This window comes from Pseudomaricurvus sp. ABR4_320 (genome assembly GCF_056159445.1).
Genome location: NZ_JBSWVF010000001.1, coordinates 392,321 through 414,571 on the forward strand (window position 1 = coordinate 392,321; position 22,251 = coordinate 414,571).

Below are 22,251 nucleotides of genomic sequence, written 5' to 3' on the forward strand. Positions count from 1 at the left end.
AATCTTCATGAGCCATCCCGCTTACACCACCCACTATCCCGTCCCGAGCTACCCGGCAAATGCCGCAGATCTCGCGCAAGTACAAGCATGGCAACAGGCTCAACTATTGATCAACGCCGCCAAGACAGGCGCAATCATCGGTGCTGCCGGTGTTGGTGCTGAAGCCCTGCACCGCTATCAGAACCAGCAGGTCAGCTGGCAAGACGCCGCCAAAGCCACCGCCAAAGGAGCAGTGACCACCGGGTTAGCGACAGCTGCAGCGACGGCGGTCAGCCGGATTTTTAAAGACAACAGCGCGACATCGTCTCTAGCAGCCCTAGCCACCGGGACCGCCATGATGTACCTGCTTACTCAACCTAAAAAACACCAGCAATAGGTTTACCGGCCATGAGTCAATACTATTTTTATCCACCGCAATTTCTTCCAGCCGGTGCTTATGCCGCCCCCAATTATCCCTACGTGCCGTCAACGCCTGCGCCAACTTGGTATCTACAGCCGACCACTCCACCGGTTGTTCCTGCCGCTTCTGCTCTGCCGGCAACACCGATAAATGCGGCCACTGGCATGCTCACCAATCCCAGCTTTGTTAAAGGTGCGCTGATTGGCGGAGCGGCGCTCTATTTACTCTCCAATGAAGCTGTCCAACAAAGCACCATCAAAGGGGCGGTAAAGGCCTGGTCGCTAGTCCAAGGGGGAATTGAAGAAATGAAAGAACGTTTTCGCGACGCCGAGGCAGAGATTCACGCGGAACACGCGACCAACGACTGAGACCCGTGTTAGTGGAAATTTCTCTAACCGAAGAGAACCAACGATGACAAGCTTGTCCGCCCCATTGGCGGAAACGACCGCTATTGAAGAATTACAATTGGTACACGTCATACCAGGTCGGGCGCGGTTTCGCGTCCCTTGGATTGTGGACCCGCTCATTGACTTCTCCTGGTTACAAACTTGGTTGGAAGCCACCCGGGGCGTTGAACAAGTCAGAATCAATCGTCATGCTCGCTCCATCATTTTTCACTACGACGGCAACTCCGCGACACAGGAAATCATCGTCAATCGCTTGAGGGAACTTCGGCGAACCAGCATTCCCAATGGCCAAGCAGCCCCGGAAGTTCCCGCGGAAAGATCTCGGCTGATCAGCAGTGGTTTAATGGTCGCCACACTGCCGTTTATACCCACGCCCTGGAAAGCTGTGCTGACCCTGATCAACATTAGCAATATTCTGATTACCGGGATCGACACCCTGTTAACTCGTGGGATTAAGGTTGAAGTGTTAGACGCCATTGCGATCGGCCTGTCGGCCAGCAAAGGTGAATATCTAGCGTCCAACACCACAGAGTTCTTGATGGAACTGGGAAACTATCTGGAGAAAAAAACAGAACGACAATCGGATCATATGTTACGCAAGTTACTGCAACCAGAGCCGATTCTCGCTTGGGTGGAGCGTGACGGTACGCTAATCCAAATCTCGGATGCAGAATTGCAAACGGGTGAGAAAGTCGTTGTCGGCGTCGGTGAAAAAATACCAGTTGATGGCTTGATTCTGGACGGCGCTGCTCTGGTCAATCAAGCCGCCGTCACCGGAGAGTCTGTACCTGTACGCAAGGAAGTCATGGATCGCGTGGTGGCTGGCAGCTTGGTGGAAGATGGCAGATTGCGCATCGAAGCCCGCCATGTCGGACAGGAAACGACCACCGCCCGTATCGCCCAATTTATCGACGAATCCCTGGAAAAAACATCGGACAATCAACGCTTGGCTGAAAAGCTTGCCGACCGCAGAGTTTATCTGACACTGGGGACCGGTGGTTTGGTGTACTTACTGACTGGCGAAGAGCGCCGGCTAGAATCGGTATTTTTAGTCGATTACAGTTGTGCCCTGAAACTGGGGACTCCACTGGCGTTTAAATCCGGCATGTACGCCGCAGCAACAGAAGATGTTCTTCTAAAAGGTAGCAGCGCCATAGAAGAGCTGGCCGCCGTTGACACTGTCGTTTTCGATAAAACTGGGACCCTCACCGAAAGTATTCTTCAGGTTACCGATGTCATCGTTCTGGATACCGAGCGCTGGTCGCCAGAGCGCCTGCTGGCTGTCACAGCATCCATTGAAGAGCATGCATCACACCCCATTGCCGAAGCCATTGTGCGCCGGGCCAAAGAAGAAAAACTCAACCATATCGCCCATGGAGAAGTGGAATACCTGGTTGCACACGGTATGAGCTGCCCCATTAACGACAGTGAACTTCTTATTGGCAGTCGTCACTATCTCGAAGAACACGAGCATGTTGATTTCACCCCCTTTGAACAAGAAATTGAAACGCTAGCGACTGCTGGCAAAACAATTTTGTATGTGGGTACTCGGCACGAGGCCATTGGGCTCATTGCCCTGCGCGACACCCTGAGGTCTGATGCCGCACAGGTGCTAAACCAATTGAGAAATCTTGGTATCGAACATTTGGTTATGCTCACGGGTGATACTCTTGTTCGCGCCCAAGCGCTGGCAAATGAATTGGGTATTGATGAAGTTTTTGCAGAACAAGTGCCAACGGATAAAGCAAGTGTGATTGCGCAATTGCGAGCCGAAGGACGCCGCGTTGCTTTCATCGGTGATGGTATTAATGATGGACCGGCACTCTCTGCTGCCGATATTGGTATCGCCATGTCCCACGGTGCAGAGTTAGCTCGCGCCACCGCTGATGTTGTGCTTTTAGAAGATCAACTGGCGCTTTTAGCCATTGCTGTCGAGATCTCACAACAAACAATGAAGTTGGTGAAAGCAAATTACAATGCCGCTATCGGTATCAACACCGGCATTATGCTTGGAGCAGCCCTCGGCTGGCTATCGCCAGTCAGCACCGCAATTTTGCACAATGGCACCACAATTGGTTTACTGCTTAAAGCACTTAACGGACTGTCTCACAACAGTCACTCACAGGCCTAACGGAAGGAGAACACCATGCCGTTTCCACTGATTCCCTTTGTTGCTGGCGCTGTAATTGGCGGTATTGCTAGCCGCCTGTATAGCGATGAAAAAATTCGCTCCAACATTAGTCAGGCCACCAATAGCGCGTCTGACAAGATCCAGGTTAGTGCCAGCAGGGTCACAAATACCATGGCAACCGGCGTAACGACACTTAAAGGTAGGATCTTAGAGAATGTGATGCGAACCAAAGGGGCTGATGCGAAAGATGTCACCCCAAAAGCGAAACGCCCTGCCAAGAAAAAAACCACTGCCCGCAGAAAAACAAGCGCCAAGAAAAAGGTCACTACAGAGAACTTGGAAGCCTGACAAGGCTCGATCAAAAAGCCCTGTCTTGCAGTTTGGAGGTGGGGCTTAGCCTTTAACTAAGCGGTCAGAATACTTCCACATGTGCAGGCCAGCAAAGCCGACAAAAGCAACGCCATATCTGATATGGGGCTTTTTCTTCCCCGCAGCGGCATAACCCAATGATGCAGCCAAAGTCGACATCATTCCGATTTTGGTTGCTTGATTGAGGCGCTTACTTCGACTGAGTGCTTTTTTGTTTCTCGGCTTGGCACTCGGCAAGCAAATTTCTTCTATCTGATCTTCCAGACTGATAACGTCGACAGAACTGGCATCGAAATTAACAACAATAGATCCTGCCGCACTATTTGCCCGCACGTCAGTGACACCATCGAGAAGCTTTATTTTGGCACTTGCCTCTTTAGAAAGGCGCGAAGATTTTAACAAGGCATTACGCACACGAATACGCCCTGCAACAGTACTGACAATCATCCTTGGTGAACCACTCTGTACACAAGTTACTATTGCAGATAGTATTAATTCTTAATAAGATCTGTCAACGCGTTTCAACAATCTAAAACGTCTACGTTAAACAAGCCGTTTTACCTTACTCTCGCTACTGTCTGACAAAAACGAGGCAAATTTTATGTCAGAAATTTTGCATCATATCCCTGGCCGCCTGAGAATACGTTCCCGCTACTTTCGCCCGAGCGCCAACGCCAGTCATCAAATACTACGGCGCTTAAGAACGATAGATGGCGTGACATCCGTGAGACTCAATAAAAAAGCCAGCAGCGCAACGATCAACTACGACACCGACTCTCAAGCCGCTGACTTGATTAAAGTAATACTTCAAGAATCTGGCTTTGAAAAACCAATAGAGCGGCCTGCGCCAACTAGGCCAAGAGTGTCCATTCCCCCTGCCCTGCAAAGTCAAATTTTCCAAGAAGTTAAAAAGGTCGCCGTCAATACTTTGGTCAGTCGCGGAGTAAGCTTCTCCTTAGCCTCGTTACTTGGACCAAAATTTTAACTCTGTATGCGTTTGCCGTAGGAGAACTTCTATTCCTACAGATCACAGAGCGAGCCTATTAAACTCGTCATTTACAGCGTGTAGTCCTCTGATAGATTAGCCCCAAGATTAACTTAAAGAAAAGTTAATCTTGGGATGTTATCGTCTCGATTCTCTCTGTCGTCGCTGGATGCGAAGAAAAATAATCTTGCAGTGTGGAGCCTGAATCTTCGGCTACTCCGTCGTGAGATCCCTGCAGCTTTAGCAGGATATTGGCGAAAGCCTCTGGAGAAATATGCAATTGCCCCAATGCTTTCAGCGCAAATTGATCGGCTTCACGCTCCAAGTCCCTGGAATAAGAGCTCTGGGTTAATACTAACGGGAGCGATAGTAATGCTTCTGAGAATGCCGACGGATCGCCTAACACGCTTACCATAACAATAGTCAACAAAGAACCTTGCACGGCCATTTCAATGCCATGTCGATGGTGTACATGTCCGATTTCGTGGGCAACAACCGCCAGGAGCTCATCCGGCGTTTGTGCAAGCGAGACCAGTTGGTCGGTTAAAATAATCTGCCCATTTGGCAAAGCCAGTGCGTTTGCACCGATATCACCACCGTCGCGGAAGAGAATTTCAGAATGGCTGTCTGGGAATTCATCCAGCAACGGTTTTAACTCAGACAGAACCGCTTTTTGTTCATCGGCAGATAATCGGCTCTCTGCAAGATAGGCTCGGTCGAGAAATGCCAGAGTTTGGTCACCCGCGGTTTCAGCCAAACGCTGCGGCACCATCGCAGCGACCGTATTGGCAACTGCGGGGACACCGTAGCGAAAGGTACCGAAGACAATTACGGCAACGCAAACCACACTCACGACGATCCAACGCCAACGACTTTCTAAGCGGTGAATCCAATTGCCAGATTTTTTACCGGTAATTTCGGACCAGTGAGACTGCAACTCGTCGATGGCATCATTGTCACGACTTTCCAGTTTACTGCCATCGGAAAACTTCAGATAACGCGGTGTATTTCCGAGACGGGAACCTACGTCAACCATTGCAAACGCATCGCGTTTTAACATCTCGCCATCCAGGCTCTGACAAATCAGATAACCGGAGGGGTTGACGTGAAAACGGCAGGCGGTTTTGCGGGAACTGCCAGGGGCAAAAAAGTCTCCCGCAATGCCTGACTGTGGATTAACCGATAGCGAGATCGACATCAAAGATATCCGCGGCTTCTTCACCCAAGCCACTGGTAGATTTGATAACTTCTTCAGCAAACGCGTTCAAATCATCAGAAGATTCCACATTCACATTCTCTGACAGATAGCGAGCTGAACGGATTTTAGCCCAAGGATAGAAGATACCAGCGGTCAAACCGATCAACAGGGAGTTAGTAACAAACACAGACGCATATCCACCAAACGACATGGAGGAACGGAAATGACTGTTCATCAAAGATGTGCTGCTGTAGATGACGCTGGCCCGAGCGTACATGACATAGGTAATAACCAGCAAGTAAGTCGGAATAGCGACGATCAAAGAAGCTCCACCAAGCACTAATCCCACAATGGTAGTCAGCACGATACCTACAATCATAATGCCAATAGACACGAGAAAAATGCGGTAGTAATCCGTCGACGTCGCAGAAAATTTAAAGCGTTCGCCACCGTAGCTGTGCCCTTCAATCATAAACTTCTGTTGTTTATAGAGAGCAATGGGCATCAACAGACCGAGGGAAATAGCGCCCAACAATGGCCAGCCAATGAAAGCGATTGCAGCCTGACCAATGCGACCATGAAAATTGAAACGCACATTTCGCCATGCACTCATACGAGCATTAAAGGTGGCTCCACGTACGAGAATCCACGGCAACACAATCAGAAACGCAAGCATCATAGCCAGTCCCGCCAACGGGTAAAACTGACTGATGAAGACATAAGCAATAAACGCAGCCATCGAAATAAGGCGACCGATTAACAACTGCATGGGTTGGGCGAGATATTCAAAAGAATCCCCATCTAAGGTCGTGTTCGAATAAAAATAGCGGCGATTTCTAACCTTCGCCCACGCGGAATAAATACCCAGCGTCACAATCGTCAGCAGGATATTAACAATCCAGATCTTAAAATATTCCAGCCCATTTCCATTGAATTGAAAGCTGAGTGTTTTTGGAAGCGCCGCCGCTGGTTGGTGCGACGTTTCGGGCGTTGGATGCGTCATCATTCACGTCCTTATGTCAATTAGAGGATACCGGGAGGATCATTGGGGTAAGTGTTTTACTTTTGCCCATTGATCCATTCCCTGCCCGGCAGATTAACTCATACAAAAGTGGGTCGCTGCGAAAGCGATCACAAATGCAATCCGCCATAATACCCTATGACGGACAGCCAGGACCAATGACACGCCACGACCGCTTAATTAGGCTTGAGCGTATTTGATTTTACGACGCCGCCAGACTCCCGCCAGAGCGCCCATGAACAAGCTGAGAAAGATGCATCCGCAACCCAACCACTGCAGACCAGTCATGGATTCCCCGTAGAGAATAAGACCGAAGAGTACGACCCACATGGGCTCCAAAGTCATGATGACGGCCGCGTGTGCCTCGGGTGCGCTCGACTGGGCTTTCACCAACAGGAAAAAACGGAGCGCTGTGGCTAATAACACGGCAGCAATAAACCACCCCCACACCTGCGGAAACCCCTCAAACGAAAATGGCTCCAGCAACAAACTTGCGATGAGAGTGACACAGCCCGCTGCGAGCATCTGCACTGCCGTCAAGGGAATCGCAGGAATACGCCTGGCAAAACGGCCATTGACGTTAAAATAGAAGGCATAAATCAACGCAGAGCCAAGGAAGAAAGCATCAGCCAGATGCAGTTCCATGTTATTGGCAATCAGCAGCAACGCCAAACCCAGGGTCGCGACACCCAGCGCGAGCCAGGTAATCAATGCGGTTGTCTGCCGGAAAAAAAGCCAACCAACCACCGGCACCAGCAGAAAACCCAAGCTCATGATAAAAGAACCCAACCCCATATTTTCGGACAGCGACAAGCCGACAACCCATACCAGCGTTTGCGCACCGAGAATCCCGCCCGTGAGTAGCGCCCTAATCCATTGTCCTCGATCCAGTTGACGCACTTTGGTGGGCGCAACACCGGCAACAATAATCGATGTTGCCAGAAACCTAAGAGCCAGATATTGCATTGGCGCCAGGCCGGCGATTGCCTCGCGGGAAAACACCCAGCCTGCCGCCGCCAACAGAGAAACCGTCACCAACAACAGGTCGGCTACCAGGGCTACAGAAAGTCGCATAACTATCACTAAACGTTGAAAACTCGTATGACGCCGCCGCCGATCCGCGGGGTTTACGAAGGGCTTTCAGATGAACGGGAATGGTCAACCAGAAACAGAGAAGAGACAGTAACGATAGAGCCCTGTCTTTAGAAGAGATAACCGGTAACAACACCTAGCAATAATAACATTCTGAAAATGGGATTGCCGCGGCCTTGCACTACTTTGCCACCAGACAACTGGAAACCTATATTCCACTTCTGTTGACAAGTATCCAGCCGGATGCGGCGCGAAAAGCATCAACCATCTCTATCCCACTGATTTAACGACATTTTTTTATTGGCATAAAGCCTGCTAAAAAGCCTCCAACGACACCAATAAAAGCAGTAATGCAGAGCCGTGCACACTCTGTTCTGGGGAGCCAGCCAATGATTGAGACCTTCTACGACGTAATGCGGCGTCAGGGTATTACCCGCCGCAGTTTCCTTAAGTATTGCAGTTTAACCGCTTCGGCATTGGGACTTGGACCGGCATTCGTACCGCAAATTGCCCAAGCCATGGAAACCAAACCAAGAATTCCAGTGCTCTGGCTGCATGGTCTGGAATGTACCTGCTGCTCAGAGTCTTTCATCCGCTCAGCGCATCCGTTGGCAAAAGATGTCATCCTGTCGATGATTTCCCTGGATTACGACGATACTTTGATGGCCGCTGCGGGTCACCAAGCAGAAGCCATCATTGATGAAACCATCGAAAAATACGACGGCAACTATATTCTTGCTGTAGAAGGCAACCCGCCCCTCAATGAAGACGGGATGTTTTGCATCATCGGCGGCAAGCCCTTCACCGAGCAACTGAAACACGCCGCCGAACACTGCAAAGCAATTATCTCCTGGGGCTCTTGTGCCTCTTGGGGCTGCGTGCAGGCAGCGCGACCGAATCCAACCCAGGCGACGCCCATTCATAAAGTGCCAGGCCTCGCGCAAAAACCCATCATCAAAGTACCCGGTTGCCCTCCCATCGCCGAAGTGATGACCGCAGTCATCACCTATATTCTGACTTTCGAACGCTTTCCAGAGCTCGACCGTCAAGGTCGTCCGAAGATGTTCTACAGCCAGCGCATTCACGATAAGTGTTATAGACGACCTCATTTTGATGCGGGGCAGTTTGTTGAATCCTGGGACGACGAAGCCGCTCGCAAAGGATATTGCCTTTACAAGATGGGCTGTAAAGGGCCGACAACCTACAACGCCTGCTCAACCATCCGCTGGAACGGAGGTCTGTCTTTTCCCATTCAAGCGGGACACGGCTGTATTGGCTGCTCTGAAGATGGATTTTGGGACAAAGGCTCATTCTACCAACACACAACCGACACCCATCAATTCGGCATTGAAGCCAACGCCGACAAGGTTGGAATTGCCGCTGCCGGCGTGGTGGGTACGGCCATCGCCGCCCACGCTGCCGTCAGCGCACTGAAAAGCGCCCAGAAAAAACGAGGTGACGAATAATGGCTATTATTGAAACGCCAAACGGCTTCAAACTCGACGACTCAGGGCAGCGTGTTGTCGTTGATCCAGTAACTCGCATCGAAGGGCACATGCGTTGCGAGGTCAATATAGACGACAACAATATCATTCGTAACGCCGTGTCGACGGGAACCATGTGGCGCGGCCTGGAAGTCATCTTAAAAGGCCGAGACCCCCGTGACGCCTGGGCGTTTGTCCAACGAATTTGTGGCGTCTGTACCGGCACCCACGCCATGACATCGGTGCGTGCGGTGGAAGACGCACTCAAGATTGAGATTCCGGAAAACGCAAACTCCATCCGCAACATTATGCAGTTGGCCCTACAGGTTCACGATCACCTGGTGCACTTTTACCACCTTCACGCGCTGGATTGGGTGAATCCCGTCAACGCGCTGAAGGCCGATCCGAAAGCCACGTCAGCTCTGCAACAGGCAACCTCCCCAAACCACCCGATGTCATCGCCGGGCTATTTTCGCGACATCCAAAATCGCCTGAAAAAGTTTGTTGAAAGCGGACAACTGGGTCCGTTCAAAAATGGCTACTGGACCAATCCCGCCTACAAGCTGCCACCGGAGGCGGATTTAATGGCGGTGACCCATTATCTCGAAGCGCTGGATTTCCAGAAAGAGATAATGAAAGTACGTACCATTTTTGGCGGTAAAGACCCTCACCCCAACTGGATGGTCGGCGGCGTGCCCTGCGCGATCAACATGGATCAAACCGGCAGTTCTGGCGCACCTCTGAATATGGTGACGTTAAATCAGATCTCTTACATTATCGATCAGACCATCGCCTTTGTTAAAAACGTGTATGTCCCCGATATCATTGCAATAGGTGGGTTCTATAAAGACTGGCTATACGGCGGCGGCATTTCGGGCTTAAACGTTCTAGCCTATGGTGACATCCCCGATCGCGCCAACGACTACTCCGCCGGAAATTTGATGATGCCTCACGGCGCCATCATCAATGGCAACCTCAATGAAGTGCATCCTGTCGACCTGCGCGATCCGAATGAAATTCAGGAATTTGTTCCCCACTCCTGGTATGCCTACGACGACGAATCCATTGGCCTGCACCCCTGGGATGGCGTAACAGAAGCCAAATACGAGCTCGGTCCCAACGCCAAAGGCACTCGGACAAACATCCTACAGCTCGACGAAAATGCCAAGTACTCTTGGATCAAAGCGCCGCGCTGGAAAGGCCATCCAATGGAGGTTGGCCCCTTAGCCCGCTACGTGGTGGGCTATGCTTCCGGCCACGAGGCGATTAAGGAGCAGGTGGATTTTCTATTAAAAACGCTCGACGTTCCGATGGATGCCCTCTTTTCCACCCTTGGCCGCACCGCCGCCCGAGCATTGGAGTCGGAATGGGCTGCCGATCAGATGCGCTACTTTATGGATAAATTGCTGGCCAACATCAAGGCAGGTGATTCAAGCACCGCCAACGTTTCCAATTGGGATCCTTCCACATGGCCAAAAGAAGCCAAGGGTGTTGGGTTCGCTGAAGCACCTCGTGGTGCTCTAGGTCACTGGATTCGTATCAAAGAGACCAAGATCGAAAATTACCAGTGTGTGGTTCCAACCACCTGGAACGGTTCGCCAAGGGATAACGAGGGAAATATCGGTGCCTTCGAAGCCTCGCTGATGAACACCAAAGTCGAACGCAAAGAAGAACCTGTAGAAATCCTACGCACGTTACACAGCTTTGATCCCTGTCTCGCCTGCTCTACCCATGTGATGAGTGAGGACGGAGAAGAGCTCGCCAAGGTAACTGTGCGCTAACACCTAATAAGAGACCCAACCATGAAAACTGCATACCGATTTTACACAGCAATAGCGGCGACCCTGACTACCTTGGCAACGGCGCCACATGCATTTGCTCATCAGGGCGAACACCACCAAACGTTAAGTGCCGGATTCCTGCACGTCGTGACTCAACCTGACCACCTCATTGCGGTGGCGACGCTGGCACTCGCCGCCACCGCATTCGTGCAAAGACGCGCTATTGTACGCCTGGGGCGGAAAGTCATTCGCAAGGTCAACGTCAAACGCTGATGCCAAGAGCGAGGTTTTCACGATGGAACAACCAGTTCAACAAACATCGGTTTATGTCTACGAAGCTCCGGTTCGCCTCTGGCACTGGGTCAATGCTTTGTGCATTACCCTGCTCGCCATCACGGGATATTTAATTGCGAATCCATTACCAACCCTACCTGGTGAGGCCAGCGATCACTTCCTGATGGGCTATATTCGTTTCGTACATTTTGCCGCTGCCTGGGTTTTCACCCTGGCGTTTATCGGTCGCATCTACTGGGCCTTTGTCGGCAATCAATACGCACGGCAATTGTTTCACCTACCGCTTTTTCAAAAAGAATTTTGGAAGGAAGTTGGCTTTGAAATTCGCTGGTATACCTTCCTTGAAAAAGAACCGAAAAAATACGTAGGCCATAATCCACTCGCTCATATTTTCATGATTATCATCATGACCGTGGGTGGGATCGTCATGATCTTTACCGGCTTTGCTCTTTACTCAGAACAGCTCGGTATCGACAGCTGGGCTGACACCTTATTCGGCTGGCTGATCCCGCTGGTTGGTCAAAGCCAGGATGTGCGCATGTGGCACCACTGGGGACTGTGGGTGATCGTTATTTTTGTGATGCTCCACGTCTACGCAGCCGTACGCGAAGACATCATGTCCCGGCAGAGTTTGATCAGCACCATGGTCAGTGGCTGGCGCATGTTCCGCGACGATAAGGACTAGTCGGCTTACCACAGCTTATGCACCTGCCCCGTCAGACGCTGGACTCGTCTGACGGGGCTTTTTTTGTTTTCTCATTGCCCTTGCCTCACATAAGCCGTCGACATAGCATGGAGAAAACTCGACCTGCTGCCTCCGACTATGACGTTTTCCAGCCAACCCGCCGATGCCATCGCTACCGCTCAAGATTGGATCAGCATGCTGTCACTTGAAGCTCACGTGGAAGGCGGCTATTTTCGACGCATCCTGCAGACCGACCATCGCCCATTAATTGAAACCGACCAAGGACCGCGCTTTGCGCTGACATCCATCTATTACCTTCTTGATGCCAACTCCCCGATTGGGCATTTTCATCGCAATCGCTCAGACATCATGCATGTCTTTGTCGATGGAGACCCGATCACCTACTACCTGCTAAATCACCAAAACCATTTGGAAACCGTGACACTCGGGCGGGATATCCGCAATGGCGAAACCCCGACTCTGTTTGTCCCAGGTGGAGCCTGGAAAGCGTCAAGACTCGAAAAACCAGACAGCCGCGGCTTTGGCTTGATTACAGAAGTGGTCAGCCCCGGTTTTGACTATCGGGATATGGCGTTAGCTAATAGGGAGGAACTCATCGCCGAATTTCCTGAGCATCAATCCCTCATACATCAACTGACGCGATAATTTCCAACGCCAAAACAGACGCGAGATGCCGCAGGAAAACGCCAGCTAGGGGGTTAAGGCACGCCACACCTAATCGGACACTTTCCTTCCAATCAACCCAAATAATGGATAGTTTATTTCCATATGAAAACTAGGTTATCACTCCTCATCAATAAAATTGCATAGGTATCAATCAGTTAGTTCGGCATCACGGCTGGCACAGGCGTTGCTATTCAGCGGAAAAGACCCACAAAAACAACAACGACGCCATGACCAGCCTGACCAAGACCCAACTCTACCCGCCAAATGGGGATAAAAATCGCCTACCACGTATTCTCCTACTGGGAATCGGCAATCTGCTCTGGGCTGACGAAGGCTTCGGAGTAAGAACCATCGAATTCCTGAAACGCCACTACATTTTCCCAGAACACGTCCGACTTCTTGACGGAGGCACTCAGGGAATCTATCTAGTGCAAGACATTCGGGAAACTGATGTTCTCGTCGTATTCGATGCCATCGATTACGGACTGCCAGGGGGGAGCTTAAAAGTCGTACACGGTGATGAGGTTCCCAAGTTCCTTGGCTGTAAAAAAATCAGTCTGCATCAAACCGGTTTTCAGGAAGTGCTGGCGATGGCGGAAATGCTGGGAGACTATCCCAGCGAGATTCTATTGATTGGGGTACAACCCCTCGTACTGGAAGACTATGGTGGCAGCCTACAGCCAGCTGTCAAAGCTCAGATCGAACCCGCAATTGAAGTCGCCCTCGAGTTTCTCGCGCAATTTGGCATAGAAGCGTTGCGCCGGCAAAAGCCGCTGGCAGCCGAACTTGGCGCGGGCAGCATTGCCGACATTGACCGCTATGAAGCAGACCGACCAACAGAGCAGCAAGCCTGCCGCGCCGGTGATGAGCGCGTCCTCCTTTCGCCGGGTGTTGAGGTCGGCAATCGTGCTCACCCCGTCGACGGCTTGTCTGTCTCCCTGGATCAACACCTCAATACCTATCGTGATGGTGAGCGGTAATGTGCCTCGGAATTCCCGCGCGAGTTGTTGAATGCCACCCTGGCTACGCACTCTGTGATATTGCGGGTGAGCAGCGCCATATCGACACCCTGCTGACCGGCGATCAGCCACCCGGCACCTGGCTGATGACTTTTTTGGGCAGCGCCCGAGAAGTACTCGATGAAGCTTCTGCTCGCCGCAGCTTGGATGCACTGCAAGCTTTATCGCTGGTGATGTCGTCAGACGTCCTTGAGCAATCAACACTCGACAGCCTATTTGCCGACCTCGATCAGCGCGAACCGTCATTGCCTGATTTTTTACAACAGACACCAAACGATCAACCAATAAAGGAATAATCGTGTCTTCTCCGCAAATTAATCGCCTGATAGAGATTCATCAGTTACCTGTCGTAACCGCAGTCACTCACGATAACTATATTCAGACCAAAGAGCATCTCGTGTTGTTTTTCCCTGGAGATCCAAAACGACACCCGGAAAGTGACGACGTGGCTATGGTCCTGCCTGAAATCTTAAAAGCCTTTGCCAATCGCCTGGAAGGCGCCATCGTCGCCCTGGACTCAGAGCCACAGCTGCAGCGCCACTATGCCTTTACTGCGTGGCCTGCGCTGGTCTTCCTGAAACGTGGTCGATATCTCGGCGTGATTACCCATATACAAAACTGGGAAGATTATCTGCAGCAGATCGAACAGATGCTGCAGCGTGATCCCACACCGCCGCCCATCTCTGTGGTGCAAGTAAACCAATAACATAAGGAAACACCCCCCATGAGCGGACCGATTATTGTTGGGCCTGGCAGCCAGCCAGCCGAAAGTGATGGCGCTGAACTCGATATATTACAACTGCCATCGGGGATGGAGACTTATCTCCCACCCGTATTGCCAGAACCGGAAGATGTCGTTGATCTCACAGAGGCACTCGCCACTCTGGATGCTCTCAATCAGATGCTGCACACCCTCGATGATGATCGACAGCAGCGCTCGCTTCCAGTCGGCCAATTGGACTCTGAAAATCAGGAACTGATCGATCAGGTGTTGGGAGAAGGCGAAGTCAGTGCCCTCATCACCCTGCGCGATCGCAGTATCCGCATTCAGGAATCGGTATTGGCCGGTGTCTGGAGAGTTCAAACCCGCGACCAAAACGATCAGCTGATTGCCGATTGTATCGATGTGGGTGCGATTCCATCCGTTATCGAAACCTTAGCGTTTGCCGATGCTCATCCCCGGTTGGAGCTCCCGGAAGCCCGCCCTCAAGGCGTCATCAATGCACCGGCACTGTTTGCCGAAATCAACGAACAATGTGAGCGTTTTGGTCCTCTGTCGACCACCCATGTCATCAACTTGACCCTGTTACCCCAAACAGAGCAGGACTTGATGTTCCTGGATGGCCAATTGGGTGCTGGGCCGGTGACCATATTGTCTCGGGGTTATGGCAACTGCCGTATCAGCAGCACGAACGTTCGCCATGTTTGGTGGGTTCAATATTTTAATTCTCAGGATAAAAACATTCTCAATTCACTGGAGATCACCGCGATTCCCAGTGTTGCCTGCGCGGCTCCGGAAGACTTGACTGACTCCGCCGAGCGACTCACTGAAATTCTGGAGATCTACCGATGAGAAGCGATCAGTTTTTCAGCGGCTCCTATGGCGGTGACAACAGTAAGATCGAGGACAGTTCGCGCCTGGAGTGCAAGATCTGCTGGTACATCTACGACCCGGCTGACGGTGATGACTATTGGCAAATCCCCCCCGGAACGCCTTTCTCTGCCCTACCGGATCACTGGAGCTGTCCTCAATGTGATGGCAATCGCAACGACTTCCTGGTAATCGGCGACGAACCATGACCACCAATCGATTCGACCTATTGGTAGCAACGTTTCAACGCATAAACGATGAACGTATGCAGGGGTTGGGTTTTCTTAATCCTCGGCTCAAGGTGGATGCGTCCAACACCACCGAATGGCAAGACGAATTGTTGGGCGTTTTGGTTACCCCCTGGTTTATCAATCTTATGCTATTGCCCTTAGAGAGAGATTCAGATGACTCTGCGGTCGGCCAGAAAACCTACGAACACTTTCCATCCGGTGATTACGAATTTATCACTGGGTTTGAAGCTGATGTGGGTCGCTATCGCATGTGCTCCCTGTTTTCGCCGGTGCAAGAGTTTGAAGATCACGCCGCAGCGATGGCTACAGCCAATGCCGTGATGACCGCACTCATGGACGTCAACAATCAGGAAACACTAAACAATTACCAGTATTGGGACGCCGAGGAAGATCAATCCGCCGAGCCAGCAGTGCTCGACGCCAAGGTAACGACAGCAGAGGTTAAAACCGCCCCCCTATCCCGACGAGCACTGCTGCGCGGACGTCGCCACGACACAGTCGCAGAACACCGGAATCAAGAGTCCGCGTAATGCAACATTCAAGCATCGATGGACAGCTGAACATTACGCTTTTTCTCGACGAGGCCAAGGTTCACCGCGTGGCAATCAGTAATCATCGCCCATTGGCAATGACACACATGTTTATCGGGATGGAGCCTACCCACGTCCTCTCGCGACTGCCGTTGCTCTACAGTGTTTGTGGCAAGGCGCAAAGTGTTGCTGCTGTCACGACCTTTGAGTCAGCCCTTGGCTTGCAGCCCAAACCGCTCGCCACTCAGTTGAGATCTCGTCTCGTTGCTCTGGAAACCTTTAACGAACATCTCCTAAAACTGCTGCTAAAATGGCCGCAATTGGTTGACGAGCCACCGCATGCCTCAATGGCGAGAGCCATTCAGCAAGTATTACTTCCGATTCAGCAACGACTGCTCAGCACCCACTGCCTACACCTAGGAGGTGGCAACAAACCCATTGCCAAGCGAATATGGGAATCACAAATTACGGCGCTTACCGCGGTGGTTGGCGATAGAGTCTTCGGATGCCCCGTAAAGCACTGGTTATCCATAGAGACCCTTGAGGATTTAATCCAATGGCTACATCATTGCGATCGCCCCGCCGCGACGCAACTAAAAACAATCATTGCCAAGCACTGGCAAACCCTCGGGGATTCACCCAGATTCCATTTACCACCACTGCAACCAGATCACCTCAGCCAATCTCTGCAGGAACCCGGTTTTCAACGCTACCCACGCTGGCACGACCAATGCGGCTGGACAGGCGCCAGCAGCCGTACCGACAGCCCTCTGTTGCAGGAAGTGAGAGCGCTATATGGCGATGGGCTACTGACGGTTGAATTGTCAAAACTGACGGAAATGGCCCAGTTGCTGCAATTCCTGGCAACAGACAAACCGTGCGTGAACATTGCCCCGCAATACCTTGCCGAGCAAAGTGCGTTGCTCCAACTCGAATCGGCACGGGGTCGATTGGTCCATCAAATCACACTGGAGAATTCCCGAGTTAAACACTATCGGATTCTGGCGCCAACAGAGTGGAACTGTCATCCTGAAGGCCATTTAGCCATCGGACTCGCCTGCCTATCCGGCACAGAGAGCCTAATCCGGCAACAGGCCGAGCTGCTAATCTATGGTGCAGATCCTTGCGTGGGACATACCTTGACCCTCACGGAGTTAAATCAGAATGCATGAAATGTCACTCTGTGAAAGTATCGTTCAGGTTTTGGAGGAGCAAGCTCAGCAGCAGCATTTCCAGCGCGTGAAGACGTTATGGCTGGAAATCGGCACCTTAGCCGGCGTCGAAATCGATGCGTTGACGTTCAGCTTCGACGTCGTTAGCCGCAATACGCTGGCGGATGGCGCGCGCCTGGAGATCATCCGCAGTCCGGGCACCGCCTGGTGTTTTGGTTGCTGCGAAACCGTCACAATTAACCAAAAATACGATCCCTGCCCTATCTGCGAAGGTCACCAATTACAGATCAACGGCGGCAGTGACATGAAAATTAAAGAACTGGAGGTAGTCTAATGTGTACGGTATGCGGTTGTAGCGAAGGAGAAACCCGGATCGAGGGACAGTCACACCATCACCCCCACGACCATGGCCACGAACATCACCACCACCACGGCCATGCTGAAGATAGACACCCGCCTGTCGCTCACGACCATATCCACTATGGTGAGGGGCCAGCACGCGCGCATGCGCCCGGTCTGTCGCAATCGCGGATGGTACAAATAGAACAAGATATTCTCGGTAAAAATGATCGGTACGCGGCTGAAAATCGCGCGCAATTTATCGCGCGCAACATCCTTGCACTCAACATGGTGTCAAGCCCCGGCAGTGGCAAGACGACGCTACTAACCCGCACCATCAATGACCTATTCAGCAAGCTGACCTTCAGCGTCATTGAAGGCGATCAGCAAACCGCCAACGATGCCGATCGAATTCGAGCCACTGGTGCTCGTGCAATTCAGATAAACACAGGTAAAGGTTGCCACCTGGATGCTCACATGGTGGGACATGCTCTCGCGACACTATCCCCTTCAGAAAACAGTGTGCTGTTCATTGAAAATGTTGGCAATTTAGTTTGCCCTGCCGCCTTTGATCTCGGAGAAGCCTGCAAAATTGCCATTCTTTCGGTGACCGAGGGCGAAGACAAGCCCTTAAAATATCCCGACATGTTCCATGCCGCGAAACTCTTATTATTGAACAAGGTTGACCTTTTGCCCTATGTGCAATTCGATGTCGAAAAATGTATCGCCAATGCACGCAAAGTGAACCCAGGCATCAAAGTTCTGCCCATTTCTGCGACATCAGGCGAAGGACTTGACGAATGGTATCGCTGGCTGGATATCAATCGGCAACTTCACGATATCGGTCAGTAATTCAATTTTCTCAGCGGAAGCGTTTCTACATGTGTTTAGCCATTCCAGCTCTCGTCACCCACATCGACGGTGACACCGCGACTGTCGCAGTAGGAGGCATCACCAAGGATGTATCCCTGTCGCTACTCGATGATGTTCACGTCAATGACTATGTGCTTATCCACGTGGGTTATGCCCTCAACAAAATCAGTCAGGAAGAAGCTGAACGCACCTTGCAGATTTTTGCCGAAGCAGGCCATTTTTTGGAGCAACAGCTATGAAATACCTGCGTGAATTTCGAGATGGCGATCTGGCAAAATTCCTCGCGGACGCCATCGTTGAGGCAGCGCTTCCCCAAAGGCACTATCGACTTATGGAATTTTGCGGCGGCCACACCCACGCCATTTTCCGCTATGGAATTCAGGATTTGGTGCCCGCCAACATCGAATTCGTCCATGGTCCCGGATGCCCGGTTTGTGTCTTACCGATTTCCCGCATCGACAGCGCCATTGAATTGGATAATAAACATGATGTTATTCTCTGTACCTACGCCGATCTCATGCGAGTCCCCGCCAGCAAACGTAACAGCCTGCTGAAATTAAAGGCATCCGGCGTCGATGTCAGGATGATCTACTCCAATCAGGATGCCCTGCGTATCGCGCGCGAAAATCCCGAACGGGAAGTGGTCTTTTTTGCCATTGGATTTGAAACCACAACGCCGCCAACCGCGGTAGCGTTATTGCAGGCGGAAAAAGAGCAGCTCAACAATTTTTCGGTGTACTGCAATCATGTGCTTACACCAGCAGCGTTACGAGCCATTCTCGACGCTGATGTTGATGACAAACTCACAACGCAGCCAATTGACGGCTTTTTTGGCCCCTCCCACGTGAGCGCCATTATCGGCAGCCGCCCTTACGAATACTTCACAGAAGCCTATCAACGCCCTTTAGTAATTGCCGGTTTTGAACCCCTGGACATCATGCAGTCCACGCTCATGCTGATTCGCCAGCTTAACGATGGCAGAGCGGAGGTTGAAAATGAATACATCCGGGTGGTTGATCGCGACGGGAATCGTAAAGCTCAGGCTCTGGTCGCTGAAACCATGGCACCGAGACCCAGCTTTGAGTGGCGAGGACTGGGGGAAGTCGCCGATAGTGCACTCCAAATTCGAGAGAGATTTGCCGCCTGGGATGCCGAGCGAAAATTTGCCATGACCACAACACCGGCAAAGGAAATAAAAAGCTGCGAATGTCCAGCCATTTTGCGTGGCCAGAAAAAGCCGGTCGACTGCAAACTCTTCGGAAATGTCTGTACACCGGAAAATCCCATGGGTTCCTGCATGGTATCTTCTGAGGGTGCTTGCGCCGCCTATTACAGTTATGGACGACTGCGCCAGTCACCATCAACCATTGAGGCCGTCGAACTATGACCGTTGCAACACCACCGAAGAAGAGCGCTCGCTTTAAAAGCACCGATCTGATTACCATGAGCCACGGCAGCGGCGGGCGCGCGATGGCACAACTTATTGAAGACATCTTCCACTATCATTTTGACAACCCACTGTTACGTCAACACAACGATCAGGCGTTGCTGCCAACAACGGCGCTGCGCCAGGTGATCAGTACCGATGGCCATGTTATTTGTCCACTATTTTTCCCCGGTGGCGACATTGGCTCTCTGGCGGTACACGGTACAATCAACGATATTGCTATGTCGGGAGCTCGCCCCCGCTACCTGGCCGCAGGATTTATCCTGGAAGAAGGCTTTCCCTTAATCGATCTGGATCAAATTGCCGCCAGTATGGCCAAAGCCGCAGCTGACGCCGGCGTCGCCATCGTTACCGGCGATACCAAAGTCGTGGAAAAAGGCCATGGCGACGGGATCTACATCACCACGACTGGGATTGGCGATGTACCTGCAGGCATCCATCTATCGGGTGATCAAGCGCAGCCCGGCGATGCTGTTATACTCAGCGGCACCCTTGGTGACCACGGGGTCGCGATTATGTCCAGTCGCGAAAATTTGGAATTCGCCACCGAGATCCAATCGGATAGCGCAGCCTTGCACGACCTGGTTGCCCAAATGATCGCGACCTATCCAAGCATACGCTGCCTTCGCGACCCAACCCGAGGCGGATTGGCGACCACATTGAACGAGCTGGCGCGCCAATCCAGAGTGGGCCTGCGATTGCGGGAAGCCGATATTCCCGTAAGGGAGGACGTTACCTCTGCCTGTGAACTGTTAGGCCTGGATCCGCTGTACGTCGCCAACGAGGGGAAATTGGTCTGCATTTGCCCTGCGGCAGCGGCACCGCAGCTGGTTGCTGTTATGCGACAGCACCCTCTTGGTAAAGACGCAGCCATCATTGGCGAGGTAGTTGACGATCCCAATCATTTTGTGGAAATGCAGACCCACTTTGGCGGCTCGCGTATTATTGACTGGCTGGCTGGTGAACAATTACCGAGAATTTGCTGATGCGGACAAAAGGCGAACAACATGAATGACCTGCCGACCATTTTGGTCGTCGACGACGAAATCCGCAGTCTGGAAACCTTGCGCCGGATACTTGAGGATGAATTCGACGTAAAAACGGCTGTCGATGTCGCCACAGCAGAATCCATCCTTCAGGAAGAATGGGTCCAGGTTATCCTCTGTGACCAGCGCATGCCGGAAATCAGCGGCGTTGACTTTTTAAAACGAGTTCGCGATCGCTGGCCTGATGTGGTACGCATGATCATCTCAGGCTATACCGAATCGGAAGATATTATCAGTGCCGTCAACGATGCCGGAATCTATCAATACGTCACCAAACCCTGGCACCCCGACAGCCTGCTGCTCATTCTTAAAAATGCCGCCAGACTGTACCAATTACAGCGGCAGAATGAGGCCTTGTCTGTCGAGCTGAAAATGGTCCCGGATCAATTGAACCAGCGTGTAGACAGCAAACGTCGCCGACTGCGCGATAATTTCCGCAAAGATGACGGGATCATTCGCTCGCCGGAAAGCCCGATGAACATCGTGTGCGACAAATTGCGTCGGGTTGCCCCCTACGATGTGTCTGTTCTCATCACAGGAGAATCTGGCACTGGCAAAGAATTGGCTGCGCGCTCGTTGCATTACAACAGCCTGCGTTGGGATCAACCCTTCGTGGTAGAAAACTGCGCGGCTCTACCGGACGAATTATTGGAAAGTGAGCTCTTTGGATATAAACGCGGCGCCTTTACCGGCGCCGTCGAAGATCGTATCGGACTCTTTGAGCGCGCCAGCGGTGGCACTGTCTTTCTCGATGAGATCGGTGAAGTTTCGCCCGCTTTTCAAGTCAAACTGCTGCGCGTGTTGCAGGAAGGTGAAGTTCGCCCACTGGGCAGTAGCCGTACCCGTCACGTAGACATTCGCGTCGTCGCCGCCACCAACAAAGATCTTGAAGCAGAAGTAAGAGCTGGTCGCTTCCGCGAAGATTTATACTATCGTTTGGCCGGTGTAACCATTGCGATTCCTCCTTTACGGCAGCGCCCCCAAGACATTCCACTGCTCGCGGAATCTCTTTTACAGACAGCGATGTCCAGCCTCGGCAAACACGTTAGAGGTTTTCGCGCCGAGACACTTGCCTATCTCAAACAATACGCCTGGCCCGGCAACGTGCGCGAATTGCAAAATGAACTTCGACATATGCTGGTCATGTGCGATGAAGACTGGCTAACGCCAGAACTTATGAATCCCCGCCTGCTACATCGGCAACCACAGCGTGAGTCGAAAGTCATCGAGCACCTCAGCGGATTACAGGGAAGCCTGAAAGAACGCGTCGAGGCTTTAGAGAGCCGAATTCTTCGCGAGACGTTGGTCCGTCACCGCTGGAACAAAAGCCGTGCCGCGAAAGAACTGGGCTTATCCCGAGTGGGATTACGCAGCAAGCTGGAGCGTTACGGACTGGAAACCATGCCGAGCGTAAACTCGCCGCCCGAGCGCCGCTCTAACGAGCAGTAG

At 51.9% G+C, this 22,251-nt stretch carries 27 protein-coding genes; 23 read left to right on the forward strand and 4 right to left on the reverse strand.

Annotation, left to right across the window (positions count from 1 at the left end):
• Positions 1-7: 7 nt before the first annotated feature.
• From ACXAFR_RS01650 to ACXAFR_RS01665, 4 genes are read left to right on the forward strand one after another with little or no spacing between them, the layout of a single operon-like run.
• Positions 8-376, forward strand: a complete 369-nt coding sequence (locus ACXAFR_RS01650; RefSeq protein ID WP_475171221.1) for a magnetosome protein MamC family protein — start codon at positions 8-10, stop codon at positions 374-376.
• Positions 377-387: 11 nt separating this feature from the next.
• The gene (locus ACXAFR_RS01655) at positions 388-768 is read left to right on the forward strand and encodes a hypothetical protein (RefSeq protein WP_475171224.1); all 381 of its coding nucleotides are present in this window, start codon (positions 388-390) and stop codon (positions 766-768) included.
• A gap of 43 nt (positions 769-811) precedes the next feature.
• The gene (locus tag ACXAFR_RS01660) at positions 812-2,938 is read left to right on the forward strand and encodes a heavy metal translocating P-type ATPase (protein ID WP_475171226.1); all 2,127 of its coding nucleotides are present in this window, start codon (positions 812-814) and stop codon (positions 2,936-2,938) included.
• Between the two features lie 15 nt (positions 2,939-2,953).
• Positions 2,954-3,286, forward strand: coding sequence for a hypothetical protein (locus ACXAFR_RS01665; protein ID WP_475171229.1), 333 nt, complete (start codon positions 2,954-2,956; stop codon positions 3,284-3,286).
• A gap of 45 nt (positions 3,287-3,331) precedes the next feature.
• Here ACXAFR_RS01665 and ACXAFR_RS01670 read toward each other — a convergent pair whose 3' ends face one another.
• Positions 3,332-3,754: an HMA2 domain-containing protein gene (locus ACXAFR_RS01670; protein WP_475171230.1), complete on the reverse strand. Its 423-nt coding sequence runs from the start codon at positions 3,752-3,754 to the stop codon at positions 3,332-3,334.
• 154 nt (positions 3,755-3,908) lie between these two features.
• Here ACXAFR_RS01670 and ACXAFR_RS01675 point away from each other — a divergent pair, with 154 nt between their 5' ends.
• Entirely contained in the window at positions 3,909-4,292 is a 384-nt protein-coding gene (locus tag ACXAFR_RS01675; protein WP_475171233.1) for an HMA2 domain-containing protein, read from the forward strand.
• Between the two features lie 124 nt (positions 4,293-4,416).
• Here ACXAFR_RS01675 and ACXAFR_RS01680 read toward each other — a convergent pair whose 3' ends face one another.
• The 3 genes from ACXAFR_RS01680 to ACXAFR_RS01690 form a co-directional block, all read right to left on the reverse strand.
• Positions 4,417-5,490: a M48 family metallopeptidase gene (locus ACXAFR_RS01680; RefSeq protein WP_475171236.1), complete on the reverse strand. Its 1,074-nt coding sequence runs from the start codon at positions 5,488-5,490 to the stop codon at positions 4,417-4,419.
• A complete protein-coding gene (locus ACXAFR_RS01685) occupies positions 5,468-6,496 on the reverse strand; it encodes a YjgN family protein (RefSeq protein ID WP_475171238.1) in 1,029 nt (342 codons plus the stop codon). The genes ACXAFR_RS01680 and ACXAFR_RS01685 overlap by 23 nt, the downstream gene beginning before the upstream one ends.
• 195 nt (positions 6,497-6,691) lie before the next feature.
• Positions 6,692-7,585, reverse strand: coding sequence for a DMT family transporter (locus tag ACXAFR_RS01690; protein ID WP_475171240.1), 894 nt, complete (start codon positions 7,583-7,585; stop codon positions 6,692-6,694).
• A 407-nt stretch (positions 7,586-7,992) separates the two neighbouring features.
• On the opposite strand from ACXAFR_RS01690, the gene ACXAFR_RS01695 reads away from it, so the two are divergent.
• The 18 genes from ACXAFR_RS01695 (at position 7,993) to ACXAFR_RS01780 (ending at position 22,251) form a co-directional block, all read left to right on the forward strand.
• A complete protein-coding gene (locus ACXAFR_RS01695) occupies positions 7,993-9,069 on the forward strand; it encodes a hydrogenase small subunit (protein ID WP_475171243.1) in 1,077 nt (358 codons plus the stop codon).
• Positions 9,069-10,868 (forward strand): nickel-dependent hydrogenase large subunit, encoded by a 1,800-nt coding sequence (locus ACXAFR_RS01700; RefSeq protein WP_475171244.1) that lies wholly within the window; start codon positions 9,069-9,071, stop codon positions 10,866-10,868. Before ACXAFR_RS01695 ends, ACXAFR_RS01700 begins: the two co-directional genes overlap by 1 nt.
• A gap of 21 nt (positions 10,869-10,889) precedes the next feature.
• Entirely contained in the window at positions 10,890-11,141 is a 252-nt protein-coding gene (locus ACXAFR_RS01705; protein WP_475171247.1) for a HupE/UreJ family protein, read from the forward strand.
• A gap of 22 nt (positions 11,142-11,163) precedes the next feature.
• A complete protein-coding gene (cybH, locus tag ACXAFR_RS01710; RefSeq protein ID WP_475171250.1) occupies positions 11,164-11,847 on the forward strand; it encodes a Ni/Fe-hydrogenase, b-type cytochrome subunit in 684 nt (227 codons plus the stop codon).
• A gap of 138 nt (positions 11,848-11,985) precedes the next feature.
• Complete coding sequence (locus tag ACXAFR_RS01715) at positions 11,986-12,513, forward strand: cupin domain-containing protein (RefSeq protein WP_475171253.1); 528 nt, start codon at positions 11,986-11,988, stop codon at positions 12,511-12,513.
• 248 nt (positions 12,514-12,761) lie between these two features.
• Complete coding sequence (locus tag ACXAFR_RS01720) at positions 12,762-13,514, forward strand: HyaD/HybD family hydrogenase maturation endopeptidase (RefSeq protein ID WP_475171256.1); 753 nt, start codon at positions 12,762-12,764, stop codon at positions 13,512-13,514.
• A complete protein-coding gene (locus tag ACXAFR_RS01725; protein WP_475171257.1) occupies positions 13,514-13,849 on the forward strand; it encodes a HypC/HybG/HupF family hydrogenase formation chaperone in 336 nt (111 codons plus the stop codon). Before ACXAFR_RS01720 ends, ACXAFR_RS01725 begins: the two co-directional genes overlap by 1 nt.
• Positions 13,850-13,851: 2 nt before the next feature.
• A complete protein-coding gene (locus tag ACXAFR_RS01730) occupies positions 13,852-14,259 on the forward strand; it encodes a hypothetical protein (RefSeq protein WP_475171260.1) in 408 nt (135 codons plus the stop codon).
• Positions 14,260-14,277: 18 nt separating this feature from the next.
• Positions 14,278-15,126, forward strand: a complete 849-nt coding sequence (locus ACXAFR_RS01735) for a hydrogenase expression/formation protein (protein ID WP_475171261.1) — start codon at positions 14,278-14,280, stop codon at positions 15,124-15,126.
• A complete protein-coding gene (locus ACXAFR_RS01740; RefSeq protein ID WP_475171263.1) occupies positions 15,123-15,353 on the forward strand; it encodes a rubredoxin in 231 nt (76 codons plus the stop codon). The genes ACXAFR_RS01735 and ACXAFR_RS01740 overlap by 4 nt, the downstream gene beginning before the upstream one ends.
• The gene (gene hybE / locus ACXAFR_RS01745; protein WP_475171270.1) at positions 15,350-15,925 is read left to right on the forward strand and encodes a [NiFe]-hydrogenase assembly chaperone HybE; all 576 of its coding nucleotides are present in this window, start codon (positions 15,350-15,352) and stop codon (positions 15,923-15,925) included. Before ACXAFR_RS01740 ends, hybE begins: the two co-directional genes overlap by 4 nt.
• A complete protein-coding gene (locus ACXAFR_RS01750; protein WP_475171273.1) occupies positions 15,925-17,097 on the forward strand; it encodes a hypothetical protein in 1,173 nt (390 codons plus the stop codon). The genes hybE and ACXAFR_RS01750 overlap by 1 nt, the downstream gene beginning before the upstream one ends.
• The gene (gene hypA, locus ACXAFR_RS01755) at positions 17,090-17,431 is read left to right on the forward strand and encodes a hydrogenase maturation nickel metallochaperone HypA (protein WP_475171277.1); all 342 of its coding nucleotides are present in this window, start codon (positions 17,090-17,092) and stop codon (positions 17,429-17,431) included. Before ACXAFR_RS01750 ends, hypA begins: the two co-directional genes overlap by 8 nt.
• Entirely contained in the window at positions 17,431-18,288 is an 858-nt protein-coding gene (gene hypB, locus ACXAFR_RS01760; RefSeq protein ID WP_475171282.1) for a hydrogenase nickel incorporation protein HypB, read from the forward strand. Before hypA ends, hypB begins: the two co-directional genes overlap by 1 nt.
• Positions 18,289-18,317: 29 nt before the next feature.
• Positions 18,318-18,548 (forward strand): HypC/HybG/HupF family hydrogenase formation chaperone, encoded by a 231-nt coding sequence (locus tag ACXAFR_RS01765; RefSeq protein ID WP_475171284.1) that lies wholly within the window; start codon positions 18,318-18,320, stop codon positions 18,546-18,548.
• Positions 18,545-19,696, forward strand: a complete 1,152-nt coding sequence (hypD, locus tag ACXAFR_RS01770; protein WP_475171286.1) for a hydrogenase formation protein HypD — start codon at positions 18,545-18,547, stop codon at positions 19,694-19,696. The genes ACXAFR_RS01765 and hypD overlap by 4 nt, the downstream gene beginning before the upstream one ends.
• Complete coding sequence (hypE, locus tag ACXAFR_RS01775; RefSeq protein WP_475171291.1) at positions 19,693-20,742, forward strand: hydrogenase expression/formation protein HypE; 1,050 nt, start codon at positions 19,693-19,695, stop codon at positions 20,740-20,742. The genes hypD and hypE overlap by 4 nt, the downstream gene beginning before the upstream one ends.
• Before the next feature lie 21 nt (positions 20,743-20,763).
• On the forward strand, positions 20,764-22,251 hold the full coding sequence (locus ACXAFR_RS01780) for a sigma-54-dependent transcriptional regulator (RefSeq protein ID WP_475171294.1): 1,488 nt from the start codon (positions 20,764-20,766) through the stop codon (positions 22,249-22,251).

Excerpts from the sequence above, each read along its gene's own strand:
- ACXAFR_RS01735 (WP_475171261.1), top strand. The coding sequence starts at position 14,278 with ATGAGCGGACCGATTATTGTTGGGCCTGGCAGCCAGCCAGCCGAAAGT.
- ACXAFR_RS01700 (WP_475171244.1), top strand. The coding sequence starts at position 9,069 with ATGGCTATTATTGAAACGCCAAACGGCTTCAAACTCGACGACTCAGGG.
- ACXAFR_RS01675 (WP_475171233.1), top strand. The coding sequence starts at position 3,909 with ATGTCAGAAATTTTGCATCATATCCCTGGCCGCCTGAGAATACGTTCC.
- hypD (WP_475171286.1), top strand. The coding sequence starts at position 18,545 with ATGAAATACCTGCGTGAATTTCGAGATGGCGATCTGGCAAAATTCCTC.
- ACXAFR_RS01695 (WP_475171243.1), top strand. The coding sequence starts at position 7,993 with ATGATTGAGACCTTCTACGACGTAATGCGGCGTCAGGGTATTACCCGC.
- ACXAFR_RS01740 (WP_475171263.1), top strand. The coding sequence starts at position 15,123 with ATGAGAAGCGATCAGTTTTTCAGCGGCTCCTATGGCGGTGACAACAGT.
- ACXAFR_RS01650 (WP_475171221.1), top strand. The coding sequence starts at position 8 with ATGAGCCATCCCGCTTACACCACCCACTATCCCGTCCCGAGCTACCCG.
- ACXAFR_RS01665 (WP_475171229.1), top strand. The coding sequence starts at position 2,954 with ATGCCGTTTCCACTGATTCCCTTTGTTGCTGGCGCTGTAATTGGCGGT.
- ACXAFR_RS01670 (WP_475171230.1), bottom strand. The coding sequence starts at position 3,754 with ATGATTGTCAGTACTGTTGCAGGGCGTATTCGTGTGCGTAATGCCTTG.
- ACXAFR_RS01780 (WP_475171294.1), top strand. The coding sequence starts at position 20,764 with ATGAATGACCTGCCGACCATTTTGGTCGTCGACGACGAAATCCGCAGT.
- hypB (WP_475171282.1), top strand. The coding sequence starts at position 17,431 with ATGTGTACGGTATGCGGTTGTAGCGAAGGAGAAACCCGGATCGAGGGA.
- cybH (WP_475171250.1), top strand. The coding sequence starts at position 11,164 with ATGGAACAACCAGTTCAACAAACATCGGTTTATGTCTACGAAGCTCCG.
- ACXAFR_RS01765 (WP_475171284.1), top strand. The coding sequence starts at position 18,318 with ATGTGTTTAGCCATTCCAGCTCTCGTCACCCACATCGACGGTGACACC.
- ACXAFR_RS01680 (WP_475171236.1), bottom strand. The coding sequence starts at position 5,490 with ATGTCGATCTCGCTATCGGTTAATCCACAGTCAGGCATTGCGGGAGAC.
- ACXAFR_RS01750 (WP_475171273.1), top strand. The coding sequence starts at position 15,925 with ATGCAACATTCAAGCATCGATGGACAGCTGAACATTACGCTTTTTCTC.
- ACXAFR_RS01725 (WP_475171257.1), top strand. The coding sequence starts at position 13,514 with ATGTGCCTCGGAATTCCCGCGCGAGTTGTTGAATGCCACCCTGGCTAC.
- ACXAFR_RS01660 (WP_475171226.1), top strand. The coding sequence starts at position 812 with ATGACAAGCTTGTCCGCCCCATTGGCGGAAACGACCGCTATTGAAGAA.
- ACXAFR_RS01685 (WP_475171238.1), bottom strand. The coding sequence starts at position 6,496 with ATGATGACGCATCCAACGCCCGAAACGTCGCACCAACCAGCGGCGGCG.
- ACXAFR_RS01720 (WP_475171256.1), top strand. The coding sequence starts at position 12,762 with ATGACCAGCCTGACCAAGACCCAACTCTACCCGCCAAATGGGGATAAA.
- ACXAFR_RS01705 (WP_475171247.1), top strand. The coding sequence starts at position 10,890 with ATGAAAACTGCATACCGATTTTACACAGCAATAGCGGCGACCCTGACT.
- hybE (WP_475171270.1), top strand. The coding sequence starts at position 15,350 with ATGACCACCAATCGATTCGACCTATTGGTAGCAACGTTTCAACGCATA.
- ACXAFR_RS01715 (WP_475171253.1), top strand. The coding sequence starts at position 11,986 with ATGACGTTTTCCAGCCAACCCGCCGATGCCATCGCTACCGCTCAAGAT.
- hypA (WP_475171277.1), top strand. The coding sequence starts at position 17,090 with ATGCATGAAATGTCACTCTGTGAAAGTATCGTTCAGGTTTTGGAGGAG.
- ACXAFR_RS01655 (WP_475171224.1), top strand. The coding sequence starts at position 388 with ATGAGTCAATACTATTTTTATCCACCGCAATTTCTTCCAGCCGGTGCT.
- ACXAFR_RS01690 (WP_475171240.1), bottom strand. The coding sequence starts at position 7,585 with ATGCGACTTTCTGTAGCCCTGGTAGCCGACCTGTTGTTGGTGACGGTT.
- hypE (WP_475171291.1), top strand. The coding sequence starts at position 19,693 with ATGACCGTTGCAACACCACCGAAGAAGAGCGCTCGCTTTAAAAGCACC.